The sequence below is a fragment of the Ancylobacter sp. genome (genome assembly GCF_965229075.1).
Taxonomy (GTDB): domain Bacteria; phylum Pseudomonadota; class Alphaproteobacteria; order Rhizobiales; family Xanthobacteraceae; genus Ancylobacter.
This window is the reverse complement of record NZ_CBDDIO010000002.1, coordinates 1,026,005-1,040,370: the sequence shown is the minus strand read 5'-3', so window position 1 is coordinate 1,040,370 and position 14,366 is coordinate 1,026,005. Positions and strand designations below refer to the sequence as shown.

Annotated in this window: 14 protein-coding genes; 6 read left to right on the top strand and 8 right to left on the bottom strand. The window is 70.2% G+C overall.

Annotation, left to right across the window (positions count from 1 at the left end):
• Positions 1 to 92 precede the first annotated feature (92 nt).
• The 4 genes from ACO07Z_RS10900 (at position 93) to ACO07Z_RS10885 (ending at position 4,160) form a co-directional block, all read left to right on the top strand.
• A complete protein-coding gene (locus ACO07Z_RS10900) occupies positions 93 to 2,273 on the top strand; it encodes an FUSC family protein (RefSeq protein ID WP_421698746.1) in 2,181 nt (726 codons plus the stop codon).
• A gap of 1 nt (position 2,274) precedes the next feature.
• Entirely contained in the window at positions 2,275 to 2,508 is a 234-nt protein-coding gene (locus ACO07Z_RS10895) for a DUF1656 domain-containing protein (RefSeq protein WP_244379597.1), read from the top strand.
• The gene (locus tag ACO07Z_RS10890) at positions 2,505 to 3,371 is read left to right on the top strand and encodes an efflux RND transporter periplasmic adaptor subunit (RefSeq protein ID WP_421698745.1); all 867 of its coding nucleotides are present in this window, start codon (positions 2,505 to 2,507) and stop codon (positions 3,369 to 3,371) included. The genes ACO07Z_RS10895 and ACO07Z_RS10890 overlap by 4 nt, the downstream gene beginning before the upstream one ends.
• A 72-nt stretch (positions 3,372 to 3,443) precedes the next feature.
• Positions 3,444 to 4,160: a GntR family transcriptional regulator gene (locus ACO07Z_RS10885; RefSeq protein ID WP_421698744.1), complete on the top strand. Its 717-nt coding sequence runs from the start codon at positions 3,444 to 3,446 to the stop codon at positions 4,158 to 4,160.
• Positions 4,161 to 4,182: 22 nt separating this feature from the next.
• Here ACO07Z_RS10885 and ACO07Z_RS10880 read toward each other — a convergent pair whose 3' ends face one another.
• From ACO07Z_RS10880 to ACO07Z_RS10860, 5 genes are all read right to left on the bottom strand, one after another.
• Positions 4,183 to 5,439 (bottom strand): hypothetical protein, encoded by a 1,257-nt coding sequence (locus ACO07Z_RS10880; protein ID WP_421698743.1) that lies wholly within the window; start codon positions 5,437 to 5,439, stop codon positions 4,183 to 4,185.
• Between the two features lie 197 nt (positions 5,440 to 5,636).
• Complete coding sequence (locus tag ACO07Z_RS10875) at positions 5,637 to 5,795, bottom strand: hypothetical protein (RefSeq protein WP_421698742.1); 159 nt, start codon at positions 5,793 to 5,795, stop codon at positions 5,637 to 5,639.
• Between the two features lie 111 nt (positions 5,796 to 5,906).
• The gene (locus ACO07Z_RS10870; protein WP_421698741.1) at positions 5,907 to 6,074 is read right to left on the bottom strand and encodes a hypothetical protein; all 168 of its coding nucleotides are present in this window, start codon (positions 6,072 to 6,074) and stop codon (positions 5,907 to 5,909) included.
• Between the two features lie 71 nt (positions 6,075 to 6,145).
• Positions 6,146 to 6,328, bottom strand: coding sequence for a hypothetical protein (locus ACO07Z_RS10865; protein WP_421698740.1), 183 nt, complete (start codon positions 6,326 to 6,328; stop codon positions 6,146 to 6,148).
• Positions 6,325 to 6,489 (bottom strand): hypothetical protein, encoded by a 165-nt coding sequence (locus ACO07Z_RS10860; protein ID WP_421698739.1) that lies wholly within the window; start codon positions 6,487 to 6,489, stop codon positions 6,325 to 6,327. The genes ACO07Z_RS10865 and ACO07Z_RS10860 overlap by 4 nt, the downstream gene beginning before the upstream one ends.
• 174 nt (positions 6,490 to 6,663) lie before the next feature.
• Between ACO07Z_RS10860 and ACO07Z_RS10855 the strand changes: the two genes are divergently transcribed.
• Together ACO07Z_RS10855 and ACO07Z_RS10850 are read left to right on the top strand one after the other, a co-directional pair.
• Positions 6,664 to 7,737 (top strand): nucleotidyltransferase family protein, encoded by a 1,074-nt coding sequence (locus ACO07Z_RS10855; RefSeq protein WP_421698738.1) that lies wholly within the window; start codon positions 6,664 to 6,666, stop codon positions 7,735 to 7,737.
• Positions 7,738 to 7,754: 17 nt separating this feature from the next.
• Complete coding sequence (locus ACO07Z_RS10850) at positions 7,755 to 8,996, top strand: SLC13 family permease (protein ID WP_421698737.1); 1,242 nt, start codon at positions 7,755 to 7,757, stop codon at positions 8,994 to 8,996.
• Between the two features lie 12 nt (positions 8,997 to 9,008).
• Here the strand turns inward: ACO07Z_RS10850 and ACO07Z_RS10845 are convergent, their stop codons facing one another.
• The 3 genes from ACO07Z_RS10845 to ACO07Z_RS10835 form a co-directional block, all read right to left on the bottom strand.
• Positions 9,009 to 11,396: a Tex family protein gene (locus tag ACO07Z_RS10845; protein ID WP_421698736.1), complete on the bottom strand. Its 2,388-nt coding sequence runs from the start codon at positions 11,394 to 11,396 to the stop codon at positions 9,009 to 9,011.
• 109 nt (positions 11,397 to 11,505) lie between these two features.
• Positions 11,506 to 13,224, bottom strand: coding sequence for a nitrilase-related carbon-nitrogen hydrolase (locus ACO07Z_RS10840; protein ID WP_421698735.1), 1,719 nt, complete (start codon positions 13,222 to 13,224; stop codon positions 11,506 to 11,508).
• 138 nt (positions 13,225 to 13,362) lie between these two features.
• Entirely contained in the window at positions 13,363 to 14,355 is a 993-nt protein-coding gene (locus ACO07Z_RS10835) for an acetamidase/formamidase family protein (protein ID WP_421698734.1), read from the bottom strand.
• Positions 14,356 to 14,366 lie beyond the last annotated feature (11 nt).

Here is a 14,366-nt window from a genome sequence, read left to right as displayed (position 1 = left end):
TGCGCGCCCTCGCTGTGTGTTGATAGGTTCGCCGCGGTTTCGGGCGCGCCCCGCGCCGGCGCGCCGGTGTTTCCCCGACACGTTGGAGCGCCATGACCCCTGCCGGCACCGCCTTCCCGGATGTGTGGACCCGGCTGCGCGCCGCCGTGCCGGTGGATCTCGGCTGGCGCAACATCGTGTTTTCGCTGCGCACCGCCGCGGCAGCGGTCATGGCGCTGGGCGCCGCCTATTGGCTTCAGCTCGACGACCCGCAATGGGCGGCGCTCACCGTCTATCTGCTGGCGCAGCCGACCGCCGGCGCCGCCGTGGCCAAGGGCGCCTTCCGCGTCGCCGGCACGCTGCTCGGCGCGGCGGCGGGGCTGGTGATTCTCGCGCTGTGGTCGCAGGCACCGCTGCCGCTGGTCGGCTCGCTCGCGCTGTGGCTCGGCTTCTGCTTTACCCAGGCGGGGCTTTCGCGCAACTACACCTCCTACAGCTTCCTGCTCGCCGGCTACACCGCGCTGCTGGTGGGGCTGGAAGGGGCCTCCGCGCCGGCGGATGCCTGGCATCTCGCCGTCGACCGCACGGCGGAAATCATCCTCGGCATCGTCTTCGTCACGGCGATGAGCGTGCTGGTGTTCCCGGTCTATGCCGGCGACGTGCTGCGCGGCCAGCTGGCGGTGCTGTTCGGCCGGCTGTGCCACTATGGTGCGGTGGCGCTGCAGCCGGTCACCCCCATCACCGCCTTCGCGCCGCTGCGCCGCGAGATGGTGGAAGCGGTGGTGAAATTCGACGCGCTGCGTTCCTACACCCTGTTCGAGGCGCCGGAGATGCGCGCCAGCGATGCCGGCCTGCGCCGGATGACACGCGAATTCCTGCGCGTGCTGGCGGTGGCGCGCGGGCTGTATCTGCGGCTCGACGAGTTCGCGGTGGAAGGGGCGGGGCCGGTGGCCGATCGGCTGCGCCCGGCCATGGCGGATGTGGCGGCGCTGCTGGAGCGGCTGGCGGCCGACCCTTCCGCCTTCGCCGACACACGGCGCGTGCGCGCGCAGCTGCTGGCCACGCGCGTCGCACTCAACGCCGCCGGCGCCGAGCTGGAAGCGATGGCCGGGCAGGTGCCGTTCCTGCCGCTCGCCAATGGCGTGCTGATCCTGCGGCGCGCCGGCGATCTGCTGCACGGGCTTTCCATGGTGATGGTGAGCCAGGCGGCGAGCCTGCGCCCCACGGGTCCCCTGGCCCTGCGCGGCGTTACGGCCCCGGCGGCGCCCAGCGCCGCGCGCCCCCCACCGGTGATGGCGCCGGCGCAGCGCCGGGAGGCGCGGCTCGCCGGGCTGCGCGCGGGGCTGCTCTTGCTGGCGATGTGCGGCTTCTGGGCGGCGACGGAATGGACCAGCGGCTTCAACGCCGCCGCCGGCCTCGCCGTGCTGCTGTTCTTCGCCGTCAACCAGGACCGGCCGGGGGCGCTCGGCCTGTCCTTCCTGATCTTCGCCGGGCTCGGCATGGCGGCGGCCTATGGCGCCATGGTGTTCGTGCTGCCGCGCATCGAAGGGTTCGACGCGCTGGCGCTGTTCCTCATGGTGGCGCTGTTCCCGGCCGGGCTGATGGCGGGAACGCCGGCGCTCGCCTTGGCGGGCACGGCTTTCGGCGCCTATTTCGTCGCCGAGCTCGGCACCGGCAATGTGTTCCGCCCGGACGAGGCCGGCTTTCTCAACGCCGCCCTCTCCACCCTGTTCGGCATGGGGGCGGCGCTGGTGCTGCTGAACCTGTTTCCCGTCACCTCGCGCGCCTCGCGCCGGCAGCTGTGGAACACCACGCTCGGGACCCGCCTGCCGCAGGCGGCGCGCGGCTTGCGGCACGAGCGGGCGATCCTGCGCGAGATCGTCGGCGCGCTGGCCGATCTGCTGCCGCGCCTCGCCCTCGCCCGGCCGGGGGAGGACGAATATCTGCGCGGCACGCTGGGCGCGGCCTCCACCGCGCTGGAACTCGGCCGCCTGCGCCGACTGCTGGGCGCGCCGGAACTGGCGGAGGAGACGCGCGCGCTGGTCGCCGGCTTCCTCGACCGCTTCGCCGCCGAACTCGCCCGCTTTCCCGAGGCAGGCCCGGCGCTGCCGGAACGTATCGCGGCGGCAGAGGCGCTGGCACATAAGACGCAGGCGGGGCTGGCCGGGCTCGCTCTCCCGCCCGGCACGAAGGCGGCGGGGCTGAACCTGCGCGCCGGGGCCTCGCTGCGCTTCATCGTCGACCGTTTCGACATTGACCGCGCCTATCTGCGGCACGCCTTCGGGGAGGGCTGAGATGCACACCGCGTGGCCCTTCTTCACCCCCGAGGCGTTCGGCATCTATTTCCCGCCGGTGCTGATCTGGGCGGCCGTCGCGCTGGCGCCTTACCTGCTGCTGCGCTGGGGTTTGGCGCGGGCGGGGTTCTACCGCTTCGTCTGGCATCGGCCGCTGTTCGACGCGGCGCTCTACATCATCCTGTTCGGCATGTTCATTCTGCTGCTGCCGTCGTTGCTGGAGGTTCTGCGATGAAAATGGGCTCCGCCCTGCGCGTGGGCGTTACCCTGCTGGCAACAGTGGCGGCGGTTTTCGTGGGCTGGCGGCTGTGGCTCTATTACACCGTCGCGCCCTGGACCCGCGACGCGCGGGTGCTGGCGCAGGTGGTGGCGATCGCGCCGGATGTGTCCGGCCTCGTCGATTCCGTGAATGTGCGCGACAACCAGTTCGTCCAGAAGGGCGACATCCTGTTCGTCATCGACCAGCAGCGCTTCACCGCCGCGCTGCGGCAGGCGCAGGCGGATGTGGAACTGAAGCAGCACGCGCTGCGCTATGCCGGTGACACCGCCCGGCGCGACGCCCGGCTGGAACAGGCCGATGCCGACGCGATCTCGGAGCAGACCGTCGAACTCACCGCCTCCAACGCCGCCGAGGCCCAGGCCGAGCTCGACGCGGCGCAGGCGGCGCTGGCCACGGCCCAGATCAATCTGGAGCGCTCGCGCGTGCGCGCCCCGACCGATGGCTACATCACCAATTTCAACGTCGATGCCGGCGATTACGCCCGGGTCGGCGAGGCCATACTGGCGCTGGTCGACAGCCATTCCTTCTATGTCTACGCCTATTTCATGGAAACCAAGCTGCCCTCCATCCGCGACGGCGACCCTGCAAAGGTGGAGCTGATGGCCGGCGGCGTGGTGATCGACGGCGAGGTCGAGGGGCTGAGCCGCGCCATCGCCAATCCCGGCCAGGGGCTGCTGGCGCAGGTGGACCCGAATTTCGACTGGATCCGCCTCGCCCAGCGCATTCCGGTGCGGATCAAGCTCGGTCCGCTGCCGCCGGAGGTGCGGCTGGTGGCGGGGCTGACCGCCACCGTCGTCGTTCAGCCGAAGAAGCGCTGAACGCGCCCGCGCATCTTGCGGTTGACAGGGCGGCCGGGCCGGCGATCCTTTCATACCACCTGGGGAGTCGCCGTGCTCGATATCGAACCGATCCGCCGCCGCCGCATCTATGAGGATGTGGCCGAGCGCCTGCAGCAGCTGATGCTCGACGGCACGCTGGGGGAGGGCGATGCGCTGCCGTCCGAGCGCGAGCTGATGGAGCAGTTCAAGGTCGGCCGCCCGGCGATCCGCGAGGCGCTGATGTCGCTGCAGAAGGCCGGGCTGGTGTCGATCGCCAATGGCGAGCGGGCGCGGGTGGTGCGGCCGGACCCCAAGCATTTCATCCACGAGCTGTCGGCCTCGGTGCGGGCCTATCTGGCCCAGCCCGCCGGCATGGCGCATTTCCAGCACGCGCGGCTGCATCTCGAACTCGCCCTGACCCGGCATGCGGCGCGGGAAGCGAGCCCGGCGGACCTTGCCCGCATCGGCGATGCGCTCGCCCGCAACCGGCGCGACCTCGGCGACAGGGCGGCATTCGAGGCGTCCGACATCGCCTTCCATTACGAGATCGTGCTGGTGGCGCAGAACCCGCTGTTCAACGGGCTGCACCAGGCGGTGGTGCAGTGGCTGTCGCAGCAGCGCAAGGTGACGCTGCAGGTGGCGGAGGCGAAGGAACTCGCCCTCGCCTATCACGAGCGGATTTATGACGGCATCGCCGCCCATGACGCGGATGCCGCCGAAGCGGCAATGCGCGCGCACCTCGAAGCGGTGGAAGGCTTCTATTGGGAGCGCGAGCGCCCGGCGGGCTGAACCCGTCCGCTGACGGCGTGGTTCAGGCCGGCGCGCCGGCCAGCAGCCGGCGCAGCACGGCTTCCATCTCCGCCAGGTCGCTATAGGTGACGGCGTAGCGCGGCAGGCGCTCCAGCGTGTCGAAGAAGGCGTCGAGTTCGGCGGTGCCGGCGGTCTCGGCGAGGCCGAATTCGGCGTCCATCAGCTCCAGCAGCGCTCGCGCCGGCCCGATCGCTTCGACCCGCGTCGGCGATCCCGCTGCGAAGCGGGGAAAGACCAGGCAGGCGAGGCGGTTTTCTCGGCCGTGCGGCGGCATGTGCCGCTCCCGCGGCACCGGCAGATAGCAGCCGCGCTTTTCGCCGCTGCCGACGTGCGGCCGCTCCTTGAGGCCGGGATAGAACGGCGCCAGCGCGTCAAGGCTGCCGGGCTTGAGACTGATTGCCCCCGGGCAGGGCAGCACCACCGCCTCGCCGCCGGAAAAGGCGATGGCCGGGGAATCGTCCGTGCCGAAACGCCAGCCCTGCGCCACGAGATAGGCCGACAGCGTGCTCTTTCCCGCGCCGGAGACCCCCGCCATCATCAGCGCGCCATCGGCGGTGGACAGCACGGCGGCATGGACGAAGACGGCGGGCGGCGGGTCGCGATAGACGAGATCGAGCAGCCAGAGATGCGACTTGCCGACCGCCTGCGACGCCTCCTCGGTGAAGAGCTGGCGGGTGATTGCCCCGCCGCAGACGCAGCGCAGGGTGAAGCCGTCTTCCTCGACGATGACATCGAGCGTGGCGAGCGGCAGGTGATGGGCGGGATCGGGATCGAGAAAGCCGCTGAAGAACCCCATGAGCCTTTCGCCGGTGGCAAGGCGCACCCCGAGGCAGGCAGGTGGCGTGGCTTCCCCGCCCCGCCGCCCGGTGGCAAGCAGGCGCAGCGCCACCGATGTGCCGGCAAGCCGGACCTGGGCCTGCTGTAGCAGCACCGCGGGGCGGCTTTCCGCCACGGGCGAGCGCGATGGCGCCGGTGCCGCATCCCTTTGCGAGGCGCGCAGGCGCACCTGGCCGGCCGCGTCGCGCTCGATCCAGCCAAAATCCTCCCAGGCGCCGAAACAGGCCGCGAGATCATCGGCGCCATCCACCGCCGCCTCCGCGCCGAGAGCGGCGGCCGGCCGGAAGCTGTCGGACAGCGCGAGGAACAGCCGCGCGGCGGGCGCATTCAACGCGTGCGCCATTTCGCGGTGCTGGTCGAAGACAAACAGCACGTCGTCGAGCACACGGAAGTAGAAGCGCGGTTCGGCGGAGGGGATCATGGTGGAGGGTCGCCAGTTCAAAGCGGGGCCTGCGCCGCCCGGCCGACGCGCGCCGGCCCGGGCCTTGCCGGACAGTCCTGGGATGTGAAGCGGTTGTCGAGAGCGGCCCCGGTGAACTCGACGTCACTGGCCTGCTCTGACGCGCGGATAGCAGGCAATTCCTGGCGCAAACGCCAGGAGTCTCTGCGGGAATGGCTCTAGCTGTCGGCGGCGGCGCGGCGGATCGCCATGAGGCTCAGCGTCGCCGGCGCGGCATAGGCCGCCGCCTTGCCAAGTCTGCGCAGCGCCGCGCGACGCCGCTCATCGGTCGGTTCCGGGGCCTTGTCAGTCGGGCGGGGGGTGTTTTCGGTGGACATGTGGGTCTCCGGCCAACCGGCAGCGCTTAGGGGCCAGCCGGCGGTGCGGCGCGTCATTGTCGGGGGATGGTCAGGAGCTTGCCCCACGGCTGCGAGGCGGTGAGACCGGCTTCAGCACGCCCGAGCGGCGCGCGGCATCATCATCAGGCCGAGCGTGGCGGGAACGGCATAAGCGGCGCCACGGCCCAGCTTCGCCAGCGCGGCGCGCCGGCGCGGGTCGGTACCGGACGGCGCGGCGGGCGGCTCCCGTTCGGTTTCCGATGGACGATCCGTCGCCATGCCTGTTCCCTGACTCGCGGAGCCGAAGCCTGAATGGTCAGAGGTAAAAATGCACCGCTCTGGACCTTCCGTCAACTGGCGGCGGCGGCGCGGTTGATGGTCATGATGGCCAGCGTGGCCGGCAGCGCATAGGCGGCGCCACGACCGAGCCGCCGCAGCGCCTCGCGGCGGCGGGCGTCGGCGGGCGGCATGGCTGCCGTTTCCTCGGCGGGTGCGCTCGGGACGGCGTCGGTCGGCGGCTTCGGGAAGCTCATGGCGGGGGGCTCGCGGCGGAGGCGCGGCGCAGGGACATCAGCGCCAAGGTCGTCGGCACGGCATAGGCGGCACCGCGACCGAGGCGGCGCAGGGTCTCACGGCGGCGCTCATCGGTCGCCGGGGTCTTCTCGGGCTCGGGCAGCGAAGGTGTCTGGGGCATGGATCGGCTCGCACCGGGGTGAGAAACGCGACGATACAAAGAACTGCGTTGCAGGATACCGCTAATGGTCTTATGGCACCAGAGGGAAAGCACCCATGGGCATTTGCTTGCGCTGCCGCGCTCGGCCATGCCTGGCGTTGCCAAGGGGCTGCAGGCGCCACATTCGAGGACCCCATGCCGCGCCGGAACGCTTCGCTCGACGGCCTGCGCCTGCTCTGCGCGCTGGTGTCGCCCTTTTCCAGCCGGGCGGCGCTGCGGACCGCCGCAGCGGCCGACCCGCCCTGGGCGGCCGTGCTCGCCCAGGCCGACCGGCACCGGCTGATCCCGGCCCTTTCCGTCGCGCTCGCCCGCCACGAGCTGGGCGATCTCGTCGACGACGAATTCGCGGATATTCTGGCAGCGGTGGCGGACTGGAACGCCGAGCGCAATGAAGGCTTCCGACGGCAGATGCGGAGCGTGACCGCCGCCTTCAATGCCGCCGGGCTCGAACCTGTCTGGCTCAAGGGGGCGCTCACCCTGCTGCCGCCCGATGGCCCCGCCGCCGGGCGGCAGATGATGGACCTCGATGTCTGGCTGCCGGGAGAAAGCGCGCAGCGGGCGGCGATCGAGGTGCTGCGCGGCCTCGGCTACAGCTTCCAGGAGAACCCCGGCGAAGGCGCGCGGCATTACCCGCCCTTCTTCCACCCCGACGAGATGGCGCGGATCGAACTGCACCGCACCATTGTCGATCCCGACGACCCGCTGCTGCCGCCCGATGTCGCCGCCGCCGGGGTGGAACGGCTCGACTGGGAGGGGCTGCGGATCGGCCGGCTGGACCCGCTGTCGCGGGCCCTGTGCTCGCTGGCGCAGTGCACCAGCCGCCAGCCGGACCGGCTGGCGACGGCCGAGGTGCCGTTGATGAAGGGGCTCGACTTCGTCACCTGCATCCATGACGCGTTCGGCGGCACGGTGCCGCCCACGCTGATCGCGCGCGCGCAGGCGGCGGGCTGGGGGCTATCGACCCAGCGTTTTCTCACCCTGACCGAGGCCGTGTTCGGATTGCCGAGCCCGCTGGCCGCCGACCGCGCGCTGGTGCGGAGGCTGGAGCGCTTCACCCGGTGGCCGCGCGGGCATTTGACGCTGAAGGCGCTGCAGTCGCTGTTCGGTGCCGGGGGGCGGCAGGTGCTGCGCGATCCCCGGTGGGCGCCGGCGCTGGTTTCGTATTATGTGACGCGGATGATCTCGCCGGGCGCGCCGGGCAAGCTCTGACCGAACCCGAGACCGCGATGGGCCTGACCCTCCTCATCTTTTTCCTCGTCTATGTCGCCATGGGCTTCGGCAAGCTGCCGGGTTTCATGGTGGACCGCACCGGCGCCGCGCTGATCGGGGCGCTGGCGGTGATGGTGGCGGGCGGCATCAGCCCGAAGGCGGCGTGGGAATCGATCGACTATGCCAGCGTCGGCATGTTGTTCGGGCTGATGGTGGTGTCCGCCGCCTTCGTCGTCTCCGGGTTCTATGGCTGGACCGCCGAGCGCGTGGCGCTGCTGCCGGTGAGCGCGCCGGTGCTGCTGGCGGTGCTGGTCGGCGTCGGCGGCGGGCTCTCGGCGCTGCTGACCAATGATGTGGTGGTGGTGGCGATGACGCCGCTGCTGGTCTCGCTCACGTTGGCGCGCGGGCTGAACCCGGTGCCGTTCCTGCTCGCCTTCTGCTTCGCCGCCAATAGCGGCTCGGCCGGCACGCTGATCGGCTCGCCGCAGAACATGATCGCCGCGCAGCAGCTCGGCCTGTCCTTCACCGGCTTCCTCGCCGTGGCCGGCCTGCCGGCGCTGGCCTCGCTGCCGCTGGTGTGGGGGATCGTGGCACTGATCTATCGCGGCCGCTGGACGCTACCGAAATCCGCCGGCGCGCTGGAAGACCCGCCGGCCGCGCCGCCCGTGACGCTCGACCGTGTGGAGACGGCGAAGGCGGGAGTGGTGACGGCGCTCGTGGTGGCGGCCTTCATCTTCAGCGACTGGCCGCGCGAGCTGATCGCGCTCGCCGCCGCCGGCGTGCTGCTGATCAACCGGCAGATCGCCTCGCGCGATTTGCTGGCGCAGGTCGATGGCGACCTGCTGGTGCTGATCATGGGGCTGTTCGTGGTCAATGCGGCGATGGCGGCGACCGGCCTGCCGCAGCAATTACTGAGCGGGCTGCGGGCCACCGGGCTCAGCCTCGATGATCCGCTGGCGCTCTATCTCGTGGGCGGAATGCTCAGCAATGTCGTCGGCAACAGCCCCGCCGTGATGCTGCTCGTGCCCTTCCTCACGCCCGGCGGCGACGCCGAGGCGCTGGGCGCGGCGCTGGCGCTCGGCACCGGCTTCTCCAGCAACCTCATCGTCTTCGGCAGCCTCGCCGGCATCATCGTGGTGGAACAGGCGGCGGACCGCGGGGTGAAGATCTCGTTCGGCGAGTTCGCCCGCGCCGGCGTGCCGGTCAGCCTCGCCTGCATGGCGATGGCGGCCGGCTGGATCGCGCTGATCGCCGGCTGAAGCGTCGGCGCCTCAGCGCCGCTTCAGCGCGTCCATCAGTGCGGCGCCGAGCGCGCCCTGCGGGGCCTTTTGCGGCTCGCGCGCCGGCGGGCGGGGACCACGCGGGGGCGGGGAGGCATCGCGCGAGCCACGCTCGCCCTGGCCACGCTCGCCCTGGCCACGCTCGCCCTGGCCACGCTCTCCCTGCGCCTTCGCCCCGCCGGCGCCGGCGTCGCGGCGCATGGAGAGCGAGATGCGCTTGCGCTTGAGGTCGATCTCCAGCACCCGCACCTTCACGACATCGCCGACCTTCACCACCTCATGCGCGTCCTTGATGAAGCGGTCGGCGAGCTGGGAGACGTGGACCAGCCCGTCCTGATGCACGCCGATATCCACGAACGCGCCGAAGGCGGCGACATTGGTGACCGTGCCTTCCAGCTCCATGCCGGGCTTCAAATCCTTCATGTCGTCGATGCCGTCCGTGAAGGTGGCGGTCTTGAAGGCGGGGCGCGGGTCGCGGCCGGGCTTGTCCAATTCGGCGATGATGTCGCGCACGGTCGGCAGGCCGAAGCGCTCATCGACGAAGGCGGCGGGGTTGAGCCCGGACAGCGCGGCGCTGTCGCCCATCAGGCTGCGCAGGTCGCGGCCGCAGGCGCTAACGATCTTGCGCGCCACGCCATAGGCTTCCGGGTGGACGGCGGAGGCGTCGAGCGGCTCAGCGCCGTCGCGGATGCGCAAAAATCCCGCGCATTGCTCGAAGGTGCGCGGCCCGAGGCGCGGCACGTCTTTCAGCTGCTTGCGGCTGGCGAAGGGGCCATTGGCGTCGCGATGGGCGACGATGGCCTCGGCCAGCGAGGAGCCGAGCCCCGAGACGCGAGCCAGCAGCGATGCGGAGGCGGTGTTGAGATCGACGCCGACCGCGTTCACCGCATCTTCCACCACCGCGTCGAGCGCGCGGGCGAGGTGGTACTGGTCGACATCGTGCTGGTATTGGCCGACGCCGATCGACTTCGGATCGATCTTGACCAGCTCCGCCAGCGGGTCCTGCAGCCGGCGGGCGATGGAGACGGCGCCGCGCAGCGACACGTCGAGGCCGGGGAATTCCGCCGCCGCGAGTTCCGAGGCGGAATAGACCGAGGCGCCGGCTTCCGAGACCACGACTTTCAGCGGCTTCGAGCCGGTCGCGGAGGGCGGCAGGGCGGCGAGGAGTTCCGCCACCAGCTTTTCGGTCTCGCGGCTACCGGTGCCGTTGCCGATGGCAATGAGATCGACATGATGCGCGCGGATGAGGCGGGCGAGCTCGGCCTGCGTGCCGCGCACATCGTTCTTCGGCTGGAACGGGTAGACGGTGGAGGTGGCCAGCAGCTTGCCGGTGCCGTCCACGACAGCGACCTTGACGCCGGTGCGGATGCCGGGATCGAGCCCCATCGTGGTGCGCGAGCCGGCCGGGGCGGCGAGCAGCAGGTCCTTCAGGTTGCGGGCGAAAACGTCGATGGCTTCCTTCTCCGCCCGTGCCCGCAGCTCGGTCATCAGATCGAGCGAGAGATGCAGCGACAGCTTGACCCGCCAGGTCCAGCCGGCAATTTCCATCAGCCAGACATCGCCGGGCAGCTTCTCGCCAATGGCATAGGCCTCGGCGATCATCCGCACCACCGGCTTGATCGGGCGCGGGTCTTCGGCGTCGACCTCGATTTCCAGCGCCAGCACGTCCTCGTTGCGCCCGCGCAGCATGGCGAGTGCCCGGTGGCTCGGCACGCCGGACCAGCGCTCCACATGGTCGAAATAGTCCGAGAACTTGGCGCCTTCCTCCTGCTTGCCCTCCACCAGCCGGGCGCGCAGGAAGGCATTGGCGTGGAGATAGGACCGCAGCCGGCCGATCAGCTCGGCATTCTGGGCGAACTGTTCGGAGAGGATGTCGCGCGCGCCTTCCAGCGCCGCCTTCACATCCGCCACCTCCTGCGTGACATAGCCGGCCGCCAGCTCCGCCGGCACCAAAGCGCGGTCGGCGAGGATGGCGTCGGCCAGCGGGCCGAGGCCGCGCTCGCGGGCGATTTCCGCCCGGTTGCGGCGCTTGGGCTTGAAGGGGAGATAGATGTCTTCCAGCTCCGCCTTGGTGGTGGCGGCACCGAGCGCGGCTTCCAGCTCCGGGGTCAGCTTTTCCTGCTGGCGGATCGAGTCGAGGATCGCCGCGCGGCGGGATTCCAGCTCGCGCAGATAGACCAGCCGCTCATCCAGCCGGCGCAGCTGCGTGTCGTCCAGCCCGCCCGTCACCTCCTTGCGGTAGCGCGCGATGAAGGGAACGGTCGCGCCTTCGTCGAGCAGGGCGATGGCGGCTTCCGCCTGCTGCGGGCGGGCGCCGATCTCCTGCGCGATTTGCTGCGCGATCTGCCGGGCGGTGGCGGTGGCGAGGCTGTCGGTCATGCGGAACACGGAAATCGCGTGAAGGGAGGCGCGACCATATTCACTCAGGACGCCGAAGGCCACGCCGCGCGCCGGGCGGCGGCGTGGCTTGTGGATGAACTCGCCGTGTTCAGCCGATGAGCGGGAGGTAGTGATGCGGCTGGCGCATGGTCACCAGATCCTTCCGCCGCACCACATTGGTCGGGTAGGGCGTGTCGAGATTGCTGGTGTCGATTTCCGCCACTGCGACGCCTTCGCCGGTGCTCAGAATCGCCTCGCGGCGGGGGAATTCGAAGGTGTCCGGCCCGAACACGCCGCTCTTGCCGCCATAGCCGGCGGCCTCATCCAGCACATTGGCGAAGGCGAGATGGACATTGTTCTCGCCCGCCCGCGCCCGCATCAGGTGCCAGTGATGCGGATCGGCGCCGGTGGGGATGGGGTAGTTCTGGGAAATCGCCGTGCCGGCATGGGCGGAGGTCAGCGCGCCACGCAGGGCTGCCGGGCAGAGCACGAGGTCGCAGCCGCGCAGCGCCAGCACGCGCCCGGCCTCGGGGAAGGCGGCGTCATGGCCGATGAGCAGGCCGATGCGGCCGAACTTGGTGTCGAACACGCCCCACTCATTGCCGGCCGTCGCCCAATTATGGTCGGAGGCGTCGAGATGGGTCTTGCGGTAGCGCCCGATCACCCCCTGCGGGCCGACCAGCACGGCGCTGTTATAGAGCGTGCCGCCCTCGTCCTCGGCGAGGCCGGCGGCGAGGTGCAGGCCATGACGGGTGGCGATGGCGATCAGCCGGGCCACCGCCTCGCCGCTGAGCGGCACGGCGGCGGGAGCATCAAGCCCGGTGACGGCGCGCTCGGGGAAGACGACGAGTTCGGCGCCGGCGGCGCGGGCCTCCTTGGCGAGTTCTTCGATACGGTCGAGATTGGCGTTGAGGTCGCCGGTGGGGGCGAACTGCGCCACCGCCACCTGCGAGCGCCTTCCCTTGGGCAGCGGGCGGTGGCCGTACAGGCTGAAGAAGTCGAGCGGGTTCCAAGTGAAGGTGTTGGTCGGCAGCTCCATATAGAGCTCCGGCCGGCGCTGCTCGAACACCGCTTCGCCCAGCATGCGGCGGGCGCGGGCGCGCTCCAGGTCGATATCGACGCAGGCGACGCCGTCGCCCGTATCGATCACCGCCTCGATGGCGCCGTCCGGGCCGATGACGCAGCTGCCGCCGGAGAACTGCACCGTGCGCTCCAGACCCCAGCGGTTGGATTCGATGAGGTAGCAGCTGTTCTCCATCGCCCGCGTGATCCAGTAGGGCGCGGGCGCGCGCTCGGCCAGCCAGTTGGAGATGTGGCAGATGATGTCCGCCCCGGCGAGGCCGACGAGGCGCGCGGTCTCGATGAAATGGATGTCCATGCACACCAGGAGGGCGATGCGGCCGATGGGCGTATCGAACACGGCATGGCCACTATTCCCCGGCGCCGACCATTTCGGCTCGGCGATATAGGGGTGGGTCTTGCGGTGGGTGCCGACCACGCCCTCCGGCCCGATGAGCACGGCGGAATTGTAATAGAGGTTGGTGGTGGCATCGACCTCCGGCATGCCGATGACGATGTAGCAGTCCTGCGCGCGGGCGATTTTGGCGAAACGCTGCGTGGTCGGGCCGGGGATCGGCTCGACAAAGGGCGCGACCTCGGCTCGGTCGAACCAGCAATAGCCGGTCGTGCCCATTTCCGGCGTGACGATGAGCTTCGCGCCCGCGCCGGCGGCCTCGCTCACCAGCGCTTCCAGCCGGGCGATGTTGCGCTCCTTCTCGAACATGGTCGGCTCGAACTGGACGGTCGCGACCTTCAGCGGGACGGTCATGGCAGGTCTCCGGGCATGGAGGAGCGTTCGGCGCCCGGCCGGTTGCGGCGGCGGGTCCGGGAATGTCGCTCGGATGGCGGGTGTTGCGGTGTCAGGCGCTCATGGCCGGGCTGGCCCGGCCATGAGGGTGGGCGGCGCTCAGGCCGTGAGGTAGGACTTCAGGATCGAGGCGCCCATCGTGTATTTCGGGTCGACCATGTTGCCGAGCCGCACGCGGCCGCACTGGGTGAGCAGCATGTAGGCTTCCACCTCGTCGAAGCCGTAGTCGGACGCCATCCAGCGGATGAGGTCGCGATAGGCCATGCGGGTGGCGTCTTCCATCGGCCGGGTCGAGCCGATGGACATGATGAACTCTTCCGTCTCCAGCCGCGGCGTGTGAATCGTCCAGCCCTTGATCAGGTCGATCTGGATGGTGGTGACGGTGGGGTGCTCAAGCGCCACGCCGCACAATTCGCCATCGCCCTGGGTGGCGTGGCAGTCGCCGAGATAGAGCAGGCCGCCGGCAATGTTGACGGGGAGATAGATCACCGCGCCGACGCCGACATCCGGCAGGTCCATGTTGCCGCCGTAATAATCCGGCTGCAGCGAGGTGATGGCCTCGATTTCCGGCGAGGTGCCGATGGTGCCGATGAAGGGCACATAGGGCAGGGTGATCTTGTCGTTCCACTTGGTGCCGGTTTCGGCATCCACATGCAGCTTCTTGACCTTGATCGGCAGCGGCGCGTTCAGCATCGCCGTGTCCTTGGTCGGCACCAGCCCGCCGAAATCCGGCATGATCAGCGTCGTGCCCACCGGCTGCGGCCCGCGCGGGACGATGGACTTGATATAGACCGCCAGCGTGTCGCCCTTTTCCGCGCCATTGACGTAGATCGGGCCGTTCTGCGGGTTGAGATAGGGGAAGTTCAGGATTTCCAGCGGGTTGTCGGTCTCGTGCTTGATAGCGCCCTCGAAGGCGTCATGCGTTTCCGCCGCCACTACCGCGCCGGGATCGACCCTCAACACCGGGTCGACATAGGGGCCGTAGACATAGTGGTACTTGCCCTGCTCCGCCTCGGTGAGGGAGTGAGTGGCGCCCGCCTGGCCCTTGGCGAGGCCTTTGCGAGCCATGAGGGAATTTTCGAGCCAGGACATGGGGTTCTCCT

What these genes read in the sequence shown, in the direction of transcription:
- ACO07Z_RS10900 (WP_421698746.1), top strand. Translation starts at nt 93, where the DNA reads ATGACCCCTGCCGGCACCGCCTTCCCGGATGTGTGGACCCGGCTGCGC.
- ACO07Z_RS10895 (WP_244379597.1), top strand. Translation starts at nt 2,275, where the DNA reads ATGCACACCGCGTGGCCCTTCTTCACCCCCGAGGCGTTCGGCATCTAT.
- ACO07Z_RS10890 (WP_421698745.1), top strand. Translation starts at nt 2,505, where the DNA reads ATGAAAATGGGCTCCGCCCTGCGCGTGGGCGTTACCCTGCTGGCAACA.
- ACO07Z_RS10880 (WP_421698743.1), bottom strand. Translation starts at nt 5,439, where the DNA reads ATGATCCCCTCCGCCGAACCGCGCTTCTACTTCCGTGTGCTCGACGAC.
- ACO07Z_RS10875 (WP_421698742.1), bottom strand. Translation starts at nt 5,795, where the DNA reads ATGTCCACCGAAAACACCCCCCGCCCGACTGACAAGGCCCCGGAACCG.
- ACO07Z_RS10870 (WP_421698741.1), bottom strand. Translation starts at nt 6,074, where the DNA reads ATGGCGACGGATCGTCCATCGGAAACCGAACGGGAGCCGCCCGCCGCG.
- ACO07Z_RS10865 (WP_421698740.1), bottom strand. Translation starts at nt 6,328, where the DNA reads ATGAGCTTCCCGAAGCCGCCGACCGACGCCGTCCCGAGCGCACCCGCC.
- ACO07Z_RS10860 (WP_421698739.1), bottom strand. Translation starts at nt 6,489, where the DNA reads ATGCCCCAGACACCTTCGCTGCCCGAGCCCGAGAAGACCCCGGCGACC.
- ACO07Z_RS10855 (WP_421698738.1), top strand. Translation starts at nt 6,664, where the DNA reads ATGCCGCGCCGGAACGCTTCGCTCGACGGCCTGCGCCTGCTCTGCGCG.
- ACO07Z_RS10850 (WP_421698737.1), top strand. Translation starts at nt 7,755, where the DNA reads ATGGGCCTGACCCTCCTCATCTTTTTCCTCGTCTATGTCGCCATGGGC.
- ACO07Z_RS10845 (WP_421698736.1), bottom strand. Translation starts at nt 11,396, where the DNA reads ATGACCGACAGCCTCGCCACCGCCACCGCCCGGCAGATCGCGCAGCAA.
- ACO07Z_RS10840 (WP_421698735.1), bottom strand. Translation starts at nt 13,224, where the DNA reads ATGACCGTCCCGCTGAAGGTCGCGACCGTCCAGTTCGAGCCGACCATG.
- ACO07Z_RS10835 (WP_421698734.1), bottom strand. Translation starts at nt 14,355, where the DNA reads ATGTCCTGGCTCGAAAATTCCCTCATGGCTCGCAAAGGCCTCGCCAAG.